General features: G+C 41.0%; 13 protein-coding genes. 7 read left to right on the top strand and 6 right to left on the bottom strand.

The window, feature by feature from the left end; all coding sequences use genetic code 11:
• The first annotated feature begins 88 nt into the window (after positions 1–88).
• From LGZ98_RS06660 to LGZ98_RS06630, 7 genes are read left to right on the top strand one after another with little or no spacing between them, the layout of a single operon-like run.
• The gene (locus tag LGZ98_RS06660; RefSeq protein ID WP_113041041.1) at positions 89–1099 is read left to right on the top strand and encodes a hypothetical protein; all 1011 of its coding nucleotides are present in this window, start codon (positions 89–91) and stop codon (positions 1097–1099) included.
• Positions 1096–1590, top strand: coding sequence for a hypothetical protein (locus LGZ98_RS06655; protein ID WP_113041042.1), 495 nt, complete (start codon positions 1096–1098; stop codon positions 1588–1590). Before LGZ98_RS06660 ends, LGZ98_RS06655 begins: the two co-directional genes overlap by 4 nt.
• A gap of 17 nt (positions 1591–1607) precedes the next feature.
• Entirely contained in the window at positions 1608–5999 is a 4392-nt protein-coding gene (locus LGZ98_RS06650) for a condensation domain-containing protein (RefSeq protein ID WP_113041043.1), read from the top strand.
• A gap of 24 nt (positions 6000–6023) precedes the next feature.
• Positions 6024–7181, top strand: a complete 1158-nt coding sequence (locus LGZ98_RS06645; RefSeq protein WP_113041123.1) for an efflux RND transporter periplasmic adaptor subunit — start codon at positions 6024–6026, stop codon at positions 7179–7181.
• Complete coding sequence (locus tag LGZ98_RS06640; RefSeq protein ID WP_113041044.1) at positions 7165–7830, top strand: ABC transporter ATP-binding protein; 666 nt, start codon at positions 7165–7167, stop codon at positions 7828–7830. Before LGZ98_RS06645 ends, LGZ98_RS06640 begins: the two co-directional genes overlap by 17 nt.
• Positions 7831–7832: 2 nt before the next feature.
• Entirely contained in the window at positions 7833–9056 is a 1224-nt protein-coding gene (locus LGZ98_RS06635; protein ID WP_113041124.1) for an ABC transporter permease, read from the top strand.
• Between the two features lie 34 nt (positions 9057–9090).
• Positions 9091–9321, top strand: a complete 231-nt coding sequence (locus LGZ98_RS06630) for a phosphopantetheine-binding protein (RefSeq protein ID WP_113041045.1) — start codon at positions 9091–9093, stop codon at positions 9319–9321.
• 13 nt (positions 9322–9334) lie between these two features.
• Here LGZ98_RS06630 and LGZ98_RS06625 read toward each other — a convergent pair whose 3' ends face one another.
• The 6 genes from LGZ98_RS06625 to bamC form a co-directional block, all read right to left on the bottom strand.
• The gene (locus LGZ98_RS06625) at positions 9335–10510 is read right to left on the bottom strand and encodes an alpha/beta hydrolase (RefSeq protein WP_262977854.1); all 1176 of its coding nucleotides are present in this window, start codon (positions 10508–10510) and stop codon (positions 9335–9337) included.
• A gap of 118 nt (positions 10511–10628) precedes the next feature.
• Positions 10629–10895: an antitoxin of toxin-antitoxin stability system gene (locus tag LGZ98_RS06620; RefSeq protein ID WP_113041047.1), complete on the bottom strand. Its 267-nt coding sequence runs from the start codon at positions 10893–10895 to the stop codon at positions 10629–10631.
• 91 nt (positions 10896–10986) lie between these two features.
• Complete coding sequence (locus LGZ98_RS06615) at positions 10987–12639, bottom strand: ATP-binding cassette domain-containing protein (protein WP_262977853.1); 1653 nt, start codon at positions 12637–12639, stop codon at positions 10987–10989.
• Positions 12636–14351: an ABC transporter ATP-binding protein gene (locus LGZ98_RS06610; RefSeq protein ID WP_228900064.1), complete on the bottom strand. Its 1716-nt coding sequence runs from the start codon at positions 14349–14351 to the stop codon at positions 12636–12638. The genes LGZ98_RS06615 and LGZ98_RS06610 overlap by 4 nt, the downstream gene beginning before the upstream one ends.
• A 362-nt stretch (positions 14352–14713) precedes the next feature.
• Positions 14714–15427: a phosphoribosylaminoimidazolesuccinocarboxamide synthase gene (gene purC, locus LGZ98_RS06605; RefSeq protein ID WP_113041049.1), complete on the bottom strand. Its 714-nt coding sequence runs from the start codon at positions 15425–15427 to the stop codon at positions 14714–14716.
• A 279-nt stretch (positions 15428–15706) separates the two neighbouring features.
• The gene (bamC, locus tag LGZ98_RS06600) at positions 15707–16756 is read right to left on the bottom strand and encodes an outer membrane protein assembly factor BamC (protein WP_228900063.1); all 1050 of its coding nucleotides are present in this window, start codon (positions 16754–16756) and stop codon (positions 15707–15709) included.
• Positions 16757–16770 lie beyond the last annotated feature (14 nt).

Below are 16770 nucleotides of genomic sequence, written 5' to 3'. Positions count from 1 at the left end.
GATAGGCAGTTAATAAGGAAAGGTTATATATTATCTTATATAAAGCTCAATAAAAAAAGAATTCCGTTAACTTATAAAGGAACGAATTATGAAAAGACGTACATTTATTGGCGTGGCTGCCGGTGCAGCTATTGGCAGTGTCATACCCACCGTCAATGCTAGCACTGATAGCAACCGCCTGTTTGGCGTGCCACGTTCATTACTCTCTCCGGGGGAGGTTGAAGAAAATAAGCTAAGGCTGTCAATGTCAAACGCCAAACTCCCGGTTGAAGTTTGGGAAGAGATCATCACCTATAACCGATTCTGGGAAACCCTACAACAACAGCCCAATTTAGCATTAGAATATCGGGAATCACCGGAAAAAGTGCTGACTGAATTTGGCATAGACAAAGATATCGTGAGCCCCGGTTCCGCAGAGGAATTACTGCTATTCATCACTTATGACAAAGACTTAATGAATGCGGTAAAAACCAACGACTATGAAGCGCTCTTTTCCCACTTAAAAACCTATGGTTTAAACGAAAGGGGTTCAAGTCTGAGAAGTCGAATCAATCACCATCTCAATCAAGATGCCAGTCTTGTCGCACATTTTAAACAACACATCGAATCCTATCAGTTCCAAGATACAGACACTCCTCCTCTTATCCGGCTGAAGGAAATTCTGGAACCCTTAAACCGTGAAGATGATACCAGTATTGAGATTGCTCGCCTTGTGGTAGGGGCAAATGTCGTTGCTGCGGTTAACGTAGCTGTTGGCACCCGAGTTGTCGCAGCGGTGAACGCGGCTGCGGCAGTTAACGTAGCAGCTTACTTGAGCCTGGCGGTACAAGTAGCGGTTACTGTATGTATGGCAAATTATTTACCCAAAATTGATCATAGCGACCTTTCAACCGGCACGGCTTCTCTTCATCTTGCCAGACTCTATAACAACCAAGAAATGGTCGATACACTGGTCAAAGAAGCTGTCAGAAGAGAAATCACCGCTTGTCTGTTTGCGGCGCAAAAATGTGGTTATATCAATCTGCCCGCAACCCGCGAAGAACGCAAAGAAGTGATTCATCTCTTTACCGAATTATCTTTAGGAATGGCAGCAGCATGAATAATATCGTGGGATTAAATCCAGACTTCAAAGTCATATTAATGAATGTCGCGATGCTCGTCCTGATCGCTTTAGTTTTTCTGCCTGTACCATACTGGCTCAGTAACAGCAATCCCAATAAGCTGGCGGCAAGTATTGCGACAACGCTCTTTGTCATCATTACCTTATTTATAGGCTATCAACTGTTATCAAATAAAGCCGTGGTCAAGGAAGGAAAATTATTGATGAAGTCCGGGGTATATTCACACGAATGGGTTATTTCCTCATTACACCAGGAAGAAGGCGTTTCCTTGGAAGATTTTAGTCGAAGTAATGGTATACATATTATTCATTATTCGTCTGGATACTACCACAAGGGACAAAACAAATATTTTATTCTGCGTGTAAGTAAACGCCCTCTGATCTGCTTTAGCTCAGAAGATAATATTGGGTTATGCATAGATGAATCTATTTTTGAAAAAATAAAGGGCGAGTTACAAGGTAAAATATAGCGTGGAGCCGCAAAATAATGGAATATAGTGACAATTATTGGCCGTTGAATTATACACAGCTCCGTTTAGCTATTGCTAACACTGTTGCTGACGATAAGTCTGTCTTCAATGTCGGTGAATTCGTCAGTTTCAGTGATAATATTAGTTTGGCAAGATTGAAGCAGGCCATTATAACCATTCATCACTTCAATGATGGTTTTTCCTTACGTTACCGTATTGCTGAACACAATATTTTTCAGGAGAAGGGATCTACATCGGTCGAAGTTATACCAATAAAACTGTCAGAGCCAACAGTAGAACCAGCGGCAAAAGCGGATTTTGCAAAGAGAACAACTCAACCGCTAGCGCCTGAAAAGGGCGTGACGATAAGGCATTATCTTTACTTTAATGATGTTGGGTGCTATTTCTGGGGAATCATCGCTCACCATATTGCCACAGATTATTGGGGCATAGGTCAGTTAATTCATGATGTTTTGTCTTGCTATGAACAACAAACATTCCACCCAACATCAGCGGCTATTTTTACCTATCAGGCTTACCTTGACGAAGTTAAATATAAAGCAAACGTGCATTATGCCAACAACAAAGAGTATTGGAATAATTACCTCAACCAACTGCCCAAATTAGAGGATTATGCCCGTAAACGCCTATTTCCCTCAAAAGCAATTAAAGTAAGCCGGCCGCTCACCGCAAATAACGGTGGTTTTACCTTTAATGATAAATTAATGATGATACTGGCTCTATGTCTGCAAATGACCAAACGAGATCGCTTATCAACAAGTATCATCAACTTACCCTTCTCTAACCGACATGATAAAGGAGAGTACCGCTATTATCGCCCGGCAATGAACACCTTGCCTGTGATGGTTTCTTTGGCCCCGCAGGCAACAATAAAACAGATCCTCGTAGCAATGCAGTTGCAAATTAGTCTGCATAGCAAACATAGCCGTATTGATATAAATGATTTAAATGATGAAGCAATCAGTCGAGCAGATCAATTTACTGCCGCTCCCTATGTTAATCTGCTACATGAACTTGAACATGATCTTATGAAAGATAATCGCGCCATTCGCGGTTGTATGACTTCCGGCGCAGTCAATAATTATGGTATTAACATCCGGTTTTCTCCTGATGGGAAATCAGCATTAGTTGAATTGGATGTGGGAAGCCGCCTGTATAGTCATTTTGCCGCCCATACTCTAATCGACGATTATTTACGTATTTATAGTACGATTGCAGAAAATATTAATGAAACGGTTGAGACATATTGGGGGAAATATAAAGCAATTGAACCAATGGATAATATTATATCTAGCCTAGATAACCCAGAAAATATTGTCGTTAATCACCCTATCAAAGAGAATATTATTGGTCGAATAGCACAAATAGTTGCAGTATCGCCGGATAAAAAATCAGTCATTTATGGGGATCAAGCAGAAATAAACGTCGTGCATTGCCTTAATTACCGTGAACTTTACCGCAAATTATCCACTTTCAGTCAATTGCTATTATCCTGCCCACTACAAAACCGAAGGGTCGCCGTATTATTGCCCAGAGGGGTGGATTCCTTATTATCCATATTATCCATCCATACGGCGGGATTATGTTTTGTCCCAATCAATATGACATTTGGGCAAGAAGAGATAAATAATATATTAAGTAGCCTGAATATTTCTTTATTAATCACTGCTCGTCATTACCATGAAAAAGTAAACGATGTTAATAATACGCACATTCTCTTTATCGAAGATATAGAAACTCGCCCTTCCGAGATATTTCTGGGGCATGATATAAAACGTCCCGCAACTCAAGAAGACGAAGCCTATATCTTTTTCACATCAGGCACCACAGGTGTACCGAAAGCAGTACCGATAACGTTTAAGGGGCTTTATGCCTATTTGGCGGCAATGACAGAGCAGTATGATATTAAACAAGATGACGTTATTCTCAATTTCAGCACCCCCGTTTTCGATGCTTATATTGAAGAGGTGTTCGGATGTTTTTATCAAAGCGCCACATTAGCCATTGTCAATGATAATATGATCGTTGAACTGGAGACACTATTTTCATTTTGCCATGCACAATCGGTCACTATAGTTAATTTTCCTACCAATTATTGGCATCAAATTGTCTTTTTCCTACATTCAGCCATTAAAGAACTCGCACCTTCGATTAGAATGACAATTATCGGTGGCGATCTAGCAATGGATAAAGCCATTCATCATTGGTTGGAAAAAGTAGGATGCGGTATTTCCTTGATTAACTCTTATGGCCCAACAGAATGTTGCGTTGTGGCTAGCAGTCACAAAATAGATGATAAATTTCAACCCGGTAATATCATTGGTAAAGCGCTAGCAAATACCACTATCGTTATTCGCGAATATGGAACTGATAAGATAATTAATGGCAGTAGTGGAGAAATATGCATCCGTGGCGATTCTATCTGTACCGGATATATTAATGATAATCAGTCAACTTCACGTAAATTCTTACAGTTGAACGATGGAGAAATCTATTATTTAACCGGAGACCGTGGATTTTACGATGCCCAAGGTAATTTAAATTTCATTGGCCGTCTGGATAAAGAGCATAAAATTGACGGGAAACGTGTCGATCTGGATGAAATGCAAAAATTACTTACAGCGGCGATTAATATTGATGATATTCATTTAGCAATAAAAGAAAATGAAACGGGGTACCAATATATTAATATATTTATACCTGATAGATCATGCTCAATCACACGTCACGAAATCGTCTCATTTTTGCGTGGATGTTATCCAAAATTACAGGTACCTTTTATTGTCGAATTATCATCATCCAACAATTCTGTTACAATATCAGAGTTGAATAAAGAAGATAATATTTCGCAAATTAAAGACGAAAAACGAGAAATATTTTTCGCTTTATGGCGGGAAGTTTTTGGCGATAGCGATGGCATTGTTGATGAAGAGACTAATTTCTTTGACGCTGGCGGTACTTCGCTTAAAGCATTATTATTAATTAACAAGATCCAGCAACGTTTTAATTGTTCTATTCACCTGGAAGATTTCTATCACACCCCTAGATTAGGTTATCTATTACAATCTGTCATTCAACAAGGGCAAATACCAGTTTTAATCGATAAAAATAGCACTTGCCTGACAGAACAACACGACCAGTATTATTGGATCATCGATACTATCTCTAATCGTTCCGGCGCTCATAATATCCCACTATATTATCATCTGACCGGCGAGATTGATTTAAAGAAATTACGTTACGCTTTGCTGTATATCATGCAATATTTCCCTGCCCTCTGCCAAAGAGTCACCATAATAGATGGGCAACTCTCTTTAACCCTCTCACCCGTTATTGAAGAGAACCTGCCTTTCGAATATATCGATTTAACTTATGCTACCGGCATCAATATTGAAATTTCATTCCGCAAAATCTTAAATGATATGGCATTTAAACCGATGGAATTACAGGATAATCCACCGGTATATTTTAAGTTATTAAAAATAGCAGAACATAAGCACTACCTTTTATTAAATTTTCATCATGCATTTTGTGACGGGATGTCGATTGCTCATGTGTTGCAAAAATTATCTTCTGCTTACGCAGATAATGTACCAAAGATTGAAGCCGCGACGGAAACAAGCATTAATCTCATTAATCAGCGCATGTCAGACGAAACATTAAATTTTTGGACAGAAAAATTGTTCAACGTCCTTTCGGTTGCCGGACAAAATAATGATTCATCGGAAGCTCATCTTAGGGTCCGAGGCCGACGTTATTCAATGCCGTTGTCTCCACAATTAATTGCCGCACTATCCAGCACGCAGAAAAAATATGCGGTGACTCTAGAACATATTGTGATTGGCGCATTTCTGATGACCATTAACTCATTACTCAATAAAGATGAGATTATCATAGGTATTCCTTGTGCCAACCGCGTTCCTCCCATACCGTTTGACAGTGTTGGTAGCTTCGCAACCACACTACTGCTGCCCTACGTTACTGCGGAAACTTCGCTGATTAACGTATCCAGGTATGTCCGCGATTTTCTGGCAGACGCGAATACTCATTCCAATATCTCACTGGCCTATTTGAAACAACATCTCCATCACCACCACGGTATGCAATTGCCGGAAGTCACTTATTATTTTTCTTCTCAAATAGGGTTTGAAACCGGTTTATATCTTGGTGAAACCCGTTGTACCAAAGAAAAAATCAAGGGGCTCAAGCCTAAAGGAGATATCGCGCTCGAACTGATCAATTTGCCAACTGGGATAGGTCTGGAATGGCTCTACGATGATGATATTTTCTCTGAAGATATCATCAGCGACATGGGGCTGTTTTTGATTGATTTATTGGATTGCATAGGCACTCAGCATGACCTGATGCCTGGCGATACGGAACGATAACAAATGGTAAAATGGATGCTGATTGTGCTGGTCAAAAAAAAGAAATGGGTTGTTATCACTATCATCATGATCGCTTTTCTTGCCGTGGCTTATAACAACTTTAGCCAAAAAGAGACATCTACGGTGATGACAGAACAAATCATCACCGGAACGTTAGGTGATGTTATTACTACGGTAAATGCTGCCGGTGTTGTACAACCAACCCGTCAGGTCAATGTTGGTAGCCAAATCTCAGGCCAGTTAACCAAGTTATATGTTGAAGTCGGGGATATCGTTGAAGCAGGTAAGCGGGTCGCTAGCATTGATGATACTTTTTATCGTACTAAAGTTGAGGCAAGCCGAGCGCGACTAGAAAAATTGCGAGCCATGTTGCAGGAGGAACAATACACTTATCAGCTTCTGGTCATCACGGAAAAGCGCCAAAGAGAGCTTAACCTGCACTCCGCAACCAGCCAGCAACTACTGGATGAGGCTGCTTTTGGCGTCAAAAAAAGCCAAGCAAGAATTGAAAGCCTCAAAGCAGACATCAGGCAAAATGAACATATTTTGCATAGTGAAGAAGTCAGCCTCAGTTATACCCAAATCTATTCGCCGATTGCCGGCGTAGTGACTGCAATTCATGTTGACCCCGGGCAAACGCTAAATGTCAATCAACAGACACCGGTTCTCATGCAAATTGCCGACCTCAAAAATATGACTGTTTATGCAAAAGTTTCCGAAGCAGATATTAACCAAATCGTGACGGGGCAAAAAGCTTCCTTCAAGATCTATAGTACAAATCAGCATATATGGCACGGTAATGTTAAGAAGATTATGTATAAGCCCGATCTCATTAATAACGCTGTTTATTATACCGTGCTATTTGATGTACCTAATGATAATTTCCTGCTTAAACCCAGTATGAGTGCGGATGTCACTATTGTGACCCACGAAAGCACCGGCGTAGTGACCATACCCAGTGATATACTGAATAATAAGCGGCATCAACCTTTGAACGATAATCTAACTACCTATTTTTTACGTGAGATGAAAGATGGAAACATCGTAGTAAGAAAATTATTGATCGGTCATAACAATGGAAGACGTTCAGTCGTTGTCAGCGGATTGCAAAATAACGAGCAGATCGTTGTACTTTCCAAACAAGATAATCTTGGGAAGAGCCAAAATGATAACACTAAATAATATCTGCAAAACCTACGGTAATGAGAGTAAACAACATCTTGTCCTGAAAGATATTTGCTTAACCATAGACCAGAATGATTATGTTGCTATTCTTGGTCGCTCCGGTTCAGGGAAAAGTACCTTATTGAATATAATAGGGCTTTTGGATATCGCCAGTGCGGGAGAATATCTTATTAACGATCTCACGGTAACTCAGCAAAAGATTCACTCATTGGCGCTTTTACGGCGAAAATATTTTGGCTTTGTTTTTCAAAATTATAACCTGCTGGAAAACTACCGCATTGATGAAAATATCTTGATGCCCATGTACTACCTAAAAAGAAACTTCAATTATGACAGAGAACATTTCCGTTACTTAATCGATCGTCTCCAGCTTGACAATTTATTAGATAAATACCCGCGCCATCTATCAGGGGGAGAACAGCAACGCGTTGCTGTCGCTCGCGCTTTGATCAACAATCCAAAGTTTATTATTGCTGATGAACCTACCGGCGCGTTAGATACCACTAATGCGACCAACCTCATGCAACTTTTTACTGAATTACATCACAATGGATGCGGCATCATTCTAGTAACACATGACCAAGTTGTTGCCAAATATGCCAAACGCCGGCTATATCTGGACAGTGGTTCTTTGGTGGCTCAATGAGCATGAGTAAAATAACCTTAAAATTCAATGCTTATTTAACCGTTATCCTGTTCAACCTCAAAATGGCGGTACGCTCTCTTACCGCTCATAAAACACGAGTCTTCTTGACTCTATTATGCATTGCCATCGGGGTAGCTTCGATTGTGATCATGCAAGCAATTGGTACAGAAACTAAGCATCATATTGTTAAGATGGTTTCTTCAATGGGAAGTAATATCATTTCAGTAAAATACAAGGGACAAAAAAACGGCGCTTTCGATTCCCATAATAATTATCTGACGCAAGAGGATATAACGTCACTTTCAGGTAATCCGCATATCAGCCACAGCACTCTATTTTATACTGCGCCAGGAACAATAGTTTCGCCACAAGGTTCTGCTGATGCTCAATTGATTGGCGCTAATGCAGATATCGCGATTATCCGTAATCTGGTGATTGATCGCGGACGTTTTTACACACCACAAGACGATGCTGCCTTGGCAAATGTCGTGGTTTTGGGAGCATCTCTGGCCGAACGACTCTTTCCACAAAAAGAAACCGCATTTGAGCAGAGCATCAAGATCAACGACATCTCAATGCAAGTTATCGGTATCCTGACACAGAAAGGCGAAGGCATGGATGCAGGCGTCGATGATGCCGCATTTTTGCCAGGCAACAGCTATTTGGTACGGCTGTTCGGCCATACACCTCCTGGCGGTATGATGTTGAAAGCCAAAGATGCCTCTCATATTGAGCCGGTTAAATATGCTGTTGAACAACGGTTGTCACGGTTTAAACATCAACAAAGCTATGAGGTACGTAATACCACCGAGTTGTTGAAAACGTTGCATGAGACCCAGTCAAAAATTAATCTTTTCCTACTGTCAATATCATCAGTGACCCTCTTTGTTGCGGGCGTCAGTGTTATGAATACGATTTTAATCAGTGTTAAAGAACGTAGAAGAGAGATTGGTATACGGCTTGCTGTAGGGGCAAGTTATTCCGATATTTTTTACCAGTTTCTTACCGAAGCATTTTTAATTTCATTATTGGGAACATTATTAGGATTATTATGCTCATTTATCGGTTTCAGAATTTTATTACTATTTGATATTGCGGTTGGTTTCTCTTTCTACTCCTTTTTACTCGCATCCCTAGCAGCCTGCTTTATCACCGTAGTGTTTGGTGTATATCCATCACATCGCGCCGCCGCATCAGCGCCAATCGAAGGTATCAGAGAATTGTAACTTGTTTTGTTTCATAAAACTTTTTGGAGACACAATGAAAAATCAGCTTATCTATGAAATTTTACATCGAGAAATCAGAGCGCTTCACCCGGAAGCAGAAATAATACCGGAGGATGAAAATCTTTTTGATATCGGTTTCGATTCGATAAAAATGCTGATGCTGGTTGATCAGCTAAAATGTGCGGGGTATCCAGTCAACTTTGCAGATTTAGCGCGATGGCCGACAATTAACGATTGGGTCAAACTGCTCGCAAGAGATGAATAGCGCTTTCATTATTTCATGATGAATGGTGGATGATCCACGCAGACAGATCCGCAATGACCTGCTCCGGTATCTGACCTGGCTGCAAATAATCCTCTCCACCATCACATCCTGTTGTAGGCAATAAAATATGATTCAATCCAGAGTAGAGTTTGAACTCAGCCTGCCTATTATTTTGCAGTGCCGTTTTCCACATCGTGAAATCAACATTATGCAAAATCTGGAAATCCTGATCTCCCTGGGCAAAAAATAACGGCATTGCAGGCAAGCTGTTTAAGCAGTCAAATGCATGATAATTCTCAATCTGTTTGAGATAACTATCTGGCACTGACAAAAAGCGCTCAAGAGATACTGTATCTTGCTCTTTCCCACTGGGTAATTGGGATAAAATCACCCGGAGTAAATTACGGAAAGGCGCCGCCAACATCGCAATACCCGCAACATTTAAACCCGATTTTTGCTGTAAGTCCTTTGCAATTAATGGGCTGACATATCCGCCGAAACTGTGCCCAACCAGAAATACTGGCACATCGTGAAATTCAATATGTCCCATCAAACCAGCCAGAATATTACAAGCATCGTCAACAATTTCCGTATTGAGATCGACAACCTCAGGGTTCATATTTCTCTGCCGGATACGGTAATAACGTTTGTCAAAACGTACACTCGCAATTCCATATTGACTTAATTCATGTGCCAACATACGAAACAGTGGATTAGGCCCAACATCATAATCCATCGAATGCGGACCAGAACCCGCAAGCAATAATACAAGTGCTTTGGCATCATTATAGGGTGATGGCAAACATACCAAACCATCCGGGACATCTCTAAGACCAAACGTCTTTAACGTTTTTTCGATAAAAATACCCTGTTTTGCATACGCATCAGGTATTGGGCATCGAGATAACGAGAGAGAATTAATTTGCCGATCTTTAATCCCAATATAAAGATTAAACTTTCCATTAAGAGTATTTAGCCGCAGATGACAAGCACCTTGCTGCTGATAAATAATATCGATATCTGAGTTACACAAACTGTCTGCCAATACAGTTAAAGCCAAATCATCAGCCGCCATACGCAATGATTCATTCATTAATTCCCTGGCTGCTTCCCATTGCTCATTAAGCAATGTGGTTATTAATATCTGTATTTCACCTTCCAATGTGACAATTAAATTCTTAATAAGCATGTAATTACTCAACTTATTGCGGCCACAACCGTGATGTATGTACTGATGTATGTACCAAAGTTAAAATCCAGATAGTTCTGATAAACCAGTCGATAACGCCTGAGTGTCCAAATCACGTTCACTTACGAGCCTTAACCTGTTCTCTCCGAGCCGCAAAAATCGCTTTTACGTCGCTATGTTCAACACCATTACTCTCTTTTACAGATTGGCGTGCGATATCAACCTTTCCCTGAAGGAAAGCACGATATTTATGACGCTGGACATATTCACGCATCAGTTCACGGACAACTTGAGAAGCTGGGCGGTGTTCTGCTGCCGTGGCAGCCATAAAGTGATCGCGCAGATCTGATTCAAGTTTCATAGTAAAAACAGCTTGTTTACCCATAGTCCCTCCTCGTTTGATATAAAAAAATATATACCATTTCATTATTGACATCCACTCCTACCGACTTAGCCAGGAGTGGATATCCAATGGATTATGCTATTTCTCTCCGCTGTTGAACGGTAACAATATGATCCGCTTTAGCGAGAAGATCGGCATTATGCGAGACAACAATCCACAGACCGGGCCAGCACTCAGGTAAGGTAGACCATAAACGACGGGCCGTATCCGTATCTAATGATGAATCGCAGTTATCAACAATATAAACGTCAGCGGGACGACATAACATCCGGGCCAATGCCAAACGTTGACGCTGGCCGCCAGATAATTGACCGGCACTGCCAGAGTTAATAACGGTATCGAGTCCTTCTGGCAATTCATATGAGCCGGGTGTCAAACCTACCGCCTCCAGCGCCCGTACCATGACATCATCATCGATATCCTTATCACCCAACGCGAGGTTTTGCCTTACGGTTCCACCAAAAAACCCCGCTTTCTGTCTGGCATATCCGATACGTGGATTCCGCCACCAGTTTTCATTGCCCAGAACCTCTCTGTTATTCCAAAGTACACTGCCGGAACTGGATTTTTCCAGACCAATAAGGTAACGCAAAAAGGTGGTTTTACCCGAACCAATATCACCGACAATGCCAATAACCTGATTAGCCGTTGCCTCAAACGAAACAGGGGGCTGAGTTTTCGAATAAGCTAGATGATTAACACTTAGCTTATGCAGGATTTCATCTCGCCCATATTCTTTGCTCTCTTTTTTATCTACTTTATTTGCCAGAAACTGTCTGATTCGGCCATAACACACATCTGCATTTTTGTAATAGGCAACCGACCGACCAAAGAAGAGTATCTGTTCACTGATCCAACCGATATAGGTCAAAAATAGTGCCAGATTCCCTACAGTAAAACTGCCATCAACGATCCGTTTACTCACTATCAATAAAACAGCCGACGTTCCAAGTATGACAATATTTTTGAACAGCCCAGAAAGAAGGTCAGTAAATACCTGATGTTTAGCTTGAATCGCCCGTCGATTGACAAATTTCTGCGACAACCGCTCAACCTCCCCCTCCATTTTGTTGCCAAGGCGCAGATCGCGTATACCCGTTAAGACATCAGTAATCTTACCGGCAATGTCCCCTTGCGATTGACGTTTACTCTTCTGTAAATTCCCTACCTTGCGTTTAAGTATCGCCCCGACCCAAAGACCCACAATCATAGGCATAAGAGCAAGTGTGGTTATTATGTCAGTGTTGATAAGCACAACTAATGCGATAATTAAAAGTAATGCGCGGTAAATAAAATCAGAGGTCCAACTTAGAAACTCCGCAATTTCATCACTATCATCACGAATACGGTTCAGAATATCGCCTTGAGAAAAAGTCTGTCTCTGATTACGGGAACAATGGCTTACTCCCCATAAAACCCGCTCTTTCAGGTAAGCACTGACTTTAAAGATTAACGTAAAATCAAAGGTTAACCCCAGGAACAAAAACAGTGATCGCAAGACCATTGTGGCAATTGCAGAGGCAAGCAACCACCAGACAACAGGGTTAGTTGGCTCATTCATCGCTCTATCGAGTAATTTACTGATTAAGTAACCAATCAATAGAGGAAAACCATGCATCAGTGTCCACACGAACATGGTAATGAAATAGAGCGGAGCAAACTTTTTTATCAGCTCAATCAAGGCTGGTAACATTTTAAGCTTAGTTGATACATTGGATATAGTCATACCATGAGTCCATGATTGCTCGTTAACGTTGCAATTTCGGCTTCGGGGACTCGCTGTTGAATCCGCCCATCATCGATAATGATAATTTCATCAACGACCGAAAGTGTGTGAAGGCGATGTGCGACCATCACGACAGTGCAATTGTGACTTAACTTTTCAAGCAATTTCAGCCAACTCTCTTCCGTTCGGGGATCAAGTTGAGAAGTTCCTTCATCAATAATAACCAACGAGCAATGCTGTAACATCACCCTGGCACCCGCTATCATTTGAATTTCTCCTGCTGATAGCATCAGACCATGAGTACCAACCTGTGTATCAAGGCCATCTGGCAGTGCCCTCACCCATTCAAGCGCATCTAATTCTTGAAGAACCTCCCAAATTTGATCATCAGATATTTCATTACTGAAAAGCGTTAAATTTTCCCGCAATGTTGTGGAAAACAGATGAGAACGTTGACTAAGAACAGCAATCTTTTTCGCAAACTCTTCCGGCTTAATCGTTGAGACATCGACATTGCCAATGGTCACTCTTCCTGAATCGGGTCGCGCAAATCCACACATCAAATTAAGAATGGTACTTTTTCCCGCCCCCGTTCTACCAATAATGCCAATTTTACTCCCCGGAGCGACGTAAAAATTAACGCCGTGCAAAACCTGCGTTTCTTCTCCGTTATAACTGAAATCAACATTATCGAAATGGATAGCGAGAGGACCATCAGGCAATAAATTATCCGATGATTTATCAGGGGCGCCTTCATTTAACATTTTTGCCGAAAGTGACAAAGCAGCAAATAATTTCTGTATCAGCTCTATTTCCGATGACATATCCTCCACCGGCTCCCGAAGTTTATCAACGTAGAGATAAACCATCGTTAATGTACCGATACTTAAGCTGTTCTCACCAAGTAATTGAAGCCCAAAACCAAAACCTATACCGAAACAGAGTGCAAAGAAGATCTGGGTAATTGGCCAAAAAGCCCGGCCGCCAATATAAGCACTGCGTTCAAATTTGAGCAATATTGACAACATCTTACGAAATGCAATGGCAGGCCAATGCGCCTGCGACAATGGCTGTAAATCATCCATTGCATGTAATGAATCACCGACAAAACCAAAGATTCGAGCTTTTTCATTTCGCGCAATTAGCCAACGACGAACAGAAAGTCTGGTTAACTGAATTAACACATACGCCACGAGTATGACGACGATTGCTATGGCAATACCAGCCTGAGGCATGACGCTGAATATAATGACCAATGTCCCTAGTGTCAGCGCTAAATTAGCAATGGCCTTAAAGCCTGCTTTAGAAATCGTTTTTCCTATAATATCAGCATTACCTTCGATATTTTCCAGCAATTCTCCCTGTGATCGCCGTTCTATTTCCAATACAGGTAAAACTGTCATCACATGGTGAAAGAGCTTATATCTAATGGTATCAGCAATACCCCAACCAGCTTTGGTGCTCATGTAACTGGTTACCAGACTACCGATAACACCAATCGACGCAATAAAAACATAAATGATTGCCAACATGATAAGTTGATCAACAGTCGTTCCTGATGTCGCCTTATCAACATAATTCCTGATAATATAAGGACCGCTTAGATCGCACGATAATGTAACGGTTAAGGCCAAAAACGCACATACAACTGTCCCCTTAAATGGTACGGCACTCTGTAGCAGTATCCGCCATACAGTTAAATTCTTTGACATGACACTTTTCATCTTTAGGTTATGGCACCTCATTCAAATTAGAGATGTTATTTGCAATATCAGTGTATGCAGCCAACATCAAAGTTATTAATAACAGATAGATCACAACAGCAAGATCTAGTTCACATTTAGTAAAATGCAATTATCGCAAAATACTCGCATTTATCACGATCTGATTGAAATGTTTATAAACACTATCACAAGAAAATAGCCGAAAAATAAAATTGATATCTTATTCTACAATGTCAATACCTTTATTAGGTCATTTAACAACCTAATCGTCAGATACATTCTCAATATAAATAAACTAACTTATTCCAAACGATAAAAGGGCCTTTCGGCCCAAGTAATCGTTTGCGCAATTAGTCCAAAATAACACCGATACGACGCGCTACCTCTTCATACGCTTCAATCAGACCACCAAGACTTTGGCGGAAGCGATCTTTATCCATTTTGTTCAACGTCTCTTTGTCCCACAAACGGCTACCATCAGGAGAGAATTCATCCCCTAGAACTACCTGCCCTTTGAACAAACCAAATTCCAGTTTGAAATCAACCAAAATTAAACCCGCATCATCAAACAATTTGCTCAATACTTTATTGGCCTTGTAGCTCAATTCTTTCATTTCAGCCAGATGTTCTTTGCTAACCCAACCAAAAGTTTCACAATAAGATTCATTCACCATTGGATCGTGCTTAGCATCATTTTTCAGAAACAGATCGAACAGAGGTGGATTCAATACCAGACCTTCCTCAATACCAAGGCGTCTGACCAATGAACCCGCAGCCCGATTACGCACAACACATTCAACCGGCACCATATCCAGCTTTTTAACTAATACCTCAGTGTCCGATAACAGTCGTTCCATTTGCGTCGGAATCCCTGCTTCTGCCAATTTGCTCATAATGAAATGGTTAAATTTATTATTCACCATCCCCTTACGATCAAACTGTTCAATACGCTCGCCATCCAATGCTGATGTATCATTACGGAACTCCAACACTAACAAATCAGGATCATCCGTGGTGTACACCGTTTTTGCCTTTCCACGATACAACTCAGCTTTTTTTTGCATCTTATATACTCCAGAGATATTACTACTATGATATTACTACTACACAAATACCAAAGATAAATAATAAAACAGATTGCTGACAAAATCCTGCCCAAAGGGCCGATTTTTTCTATATCGAAAAGAAATGATGTGGAGAGGATATTCTTCACACTACGCTAGTTTGTTTTTTTATCCGAGATTTTAGCGATCAAACACTGATTTAAAAAACAGCGCTTTATCAATCAAAGCGCTAACTAAACAGCCAGCGCTTTGTCAATAATATGAGGGGCTTTCCTAGATCTATGACCCTGTGGTCTGGCTAAAAGCCGCCTTCAACGCTGCAACCAATTCATCATTTTGTGATTGGGTCAACGGCTTACCTTTATCACTAATAAACTGTAAGCTGCTCCGGTTATTCAAATCACCAACCTGTAATTTGTAATCACCTTCACTAATGGATGGTTCATTCACACCCATTGATTTCCAACTAGATGAACTGAGACTTTTATAAGTTACAGTAATAGAGCCCGTTGAACGACTGCGGCTACCCACTTTCATACCGACTTTTTCCAGTGCTGCCGGTAATCTATCCCAAACAATATTATATGGTGCCCGAACAATCATCTGAGGTAATCCAGATGTATCACCACCACTCTGTACGTCCAATGAACCTAGATTACGCGCCACAGAGTCATCGCTAATACGTTCACGCTGCTGGTTTACACCTTCAATTAATTCATTGAGCATCAGTGCGTTATAACGTTGGATTTCAAGAGGATCTGTTATCTGATGATCGCCTTGTCTCAACCCTTCATTAGTCACGGATAATTCAATCTGATAGCTCTGGCGTGCAACACTAATACGATGACGAGTCTGATATGGAACATTTTCATCTGCTCGCGGCCAATCGATCCAATCGGTTGTCAATGTCTGGCTAGCATCATCACGTTGGCTAACTTGGAAACCTTTTTTCAATAGCACATTGTTAATCTGTGACCACAGATGACTATTCTCAGGAGTGCTTTCAAGTAGCAACTTACTGCTCTTTACACTGTTTTCAGTACGGGAACCACTCAATAGGGCTAGTGCCTGAGATGGCGGGCGAATATCAAGCGCTTTCCCAACCTGCCCTTTAGAGGCTATTGCTGGAATATCATATTCACCATTCTGCAATGGCAATACCATACCCGCAGGAACTTTCAACGCCTTCCGGGGAGGTGTTTCAAGATATGTCTCATCATCATTGACTTGGCGTTTATAGCTCTGGTCGCTGGAACAAGCTGCCAATAACATGACAAGTGACATACCAGCAACCTTCATCACCTTCGATTTTTGCAACAATATTGCCATTAAAATTCCCTAAA

Source organism: Photorhabdus kayaii, from assembly GCF_025384895.1.
Taxonomy (GTDB): domain Bacteria; phylum Pseudomonadota; class Gammaproteobacteria; order Enterobacterales; family Enterobacteriaceae; genus Photorhabdus; species Photorhabdus kayaii.
Note: the sequence above shows the minus strand (reverse complement) of the source record. Positions and strands in the feature narration are given on the sequence as shown.

What these genes read in the sequence shown, in the direction of transcription:
- LGZ98_RS06660 (WP_113041041.1), top strand. Translation starts at nt 89, where the DNA reads ATGAAAAGACGTACATTTATTGGCGTGGCTGCCGGTGCAGCTATTGGC.
- LGZ98_RS06655 (WP_113041042.1), top strand. Translation starts at nt 1,096, where the DNA reads ATGAATAATATCGTGGGATTAAATCCAGACTTCAAAGTCATATTAATG.
- LGZ98_RS06650 (WP_113041043.1), top strand. Translation starts at nt 1,608, where the DNA reads ATGGAATATAGTGACAATTATTGGCCGTTGAATTATACACAGCTCCGT.
- LGZ98_RS06640 (WP_113041044.1), top strand. Translation starts at nt 7,165, where the DNA reads ATGATAACACTAAATAATATCTGCAAAACCTACGGTAATGAGAGTAAA.
- LGZ98_RS06635 (WP_113041124.1), top strand. Translation starts at nt 7,833, where the DNA reads ATGAGTAAAATAACCTTAAAATTCAATGCTTATTTAACCGTTATCCTG.
- LGZ98_RS06630 (WP_113041045.1), top strand. Translation starts at nt 9,091, where the DNA reads ATGAAAAATCAGCTTATCTATGAAATTTTACATCGAGAAATCAGAGCG.
- LGZ98_RS06625 (WP_262977854.1), bottom strand. Translation starts at nt 10,510, where the DNA reads ATGCTTATTAAGAATTTAATTGTCACATTGGAAGGTGAAATACAGATA.
- LGZ98_RS06620 (WP_113041047.1), bottom strand. Translation starts at nt 10,895, where the DNA reads ATGGGTAAACAAGCTGTTTTTACTATGAAACTTGAATCAGATCTGCGC.
- LGZ98_RS06615 (WP_262977853.1), bottom strand. Translation starts at nt 12,639, where the DNA reads ATGACTATATCCAATGTATCAACTAAGCTTAAAATGTTACCAGCCTTG.
- LGZ98_RS06610 (WP_228900064.1), bottom strand. Translation starts at nt 14,351, where the DNA reads ATGTCAAAGAATTTAACTGTATGGCGGATACTGCTACAGAGTGCCGTA.
- purC (WP_113041049.1), bottom strand. Translation starts at nt 15,427, where the DNA reads ATGCAAAAAAAAGCTGAGTTGTATCGTGGAAAGGCAAAAACGGTGTAC.
- bamC (WP_228900063.1), bottom strand. Translation starts at nt 16,756, where the DNA reads ATGGCAATATTGTTGCAAAAATCGAAGGTGATGAAGGTTGCTGGTATG.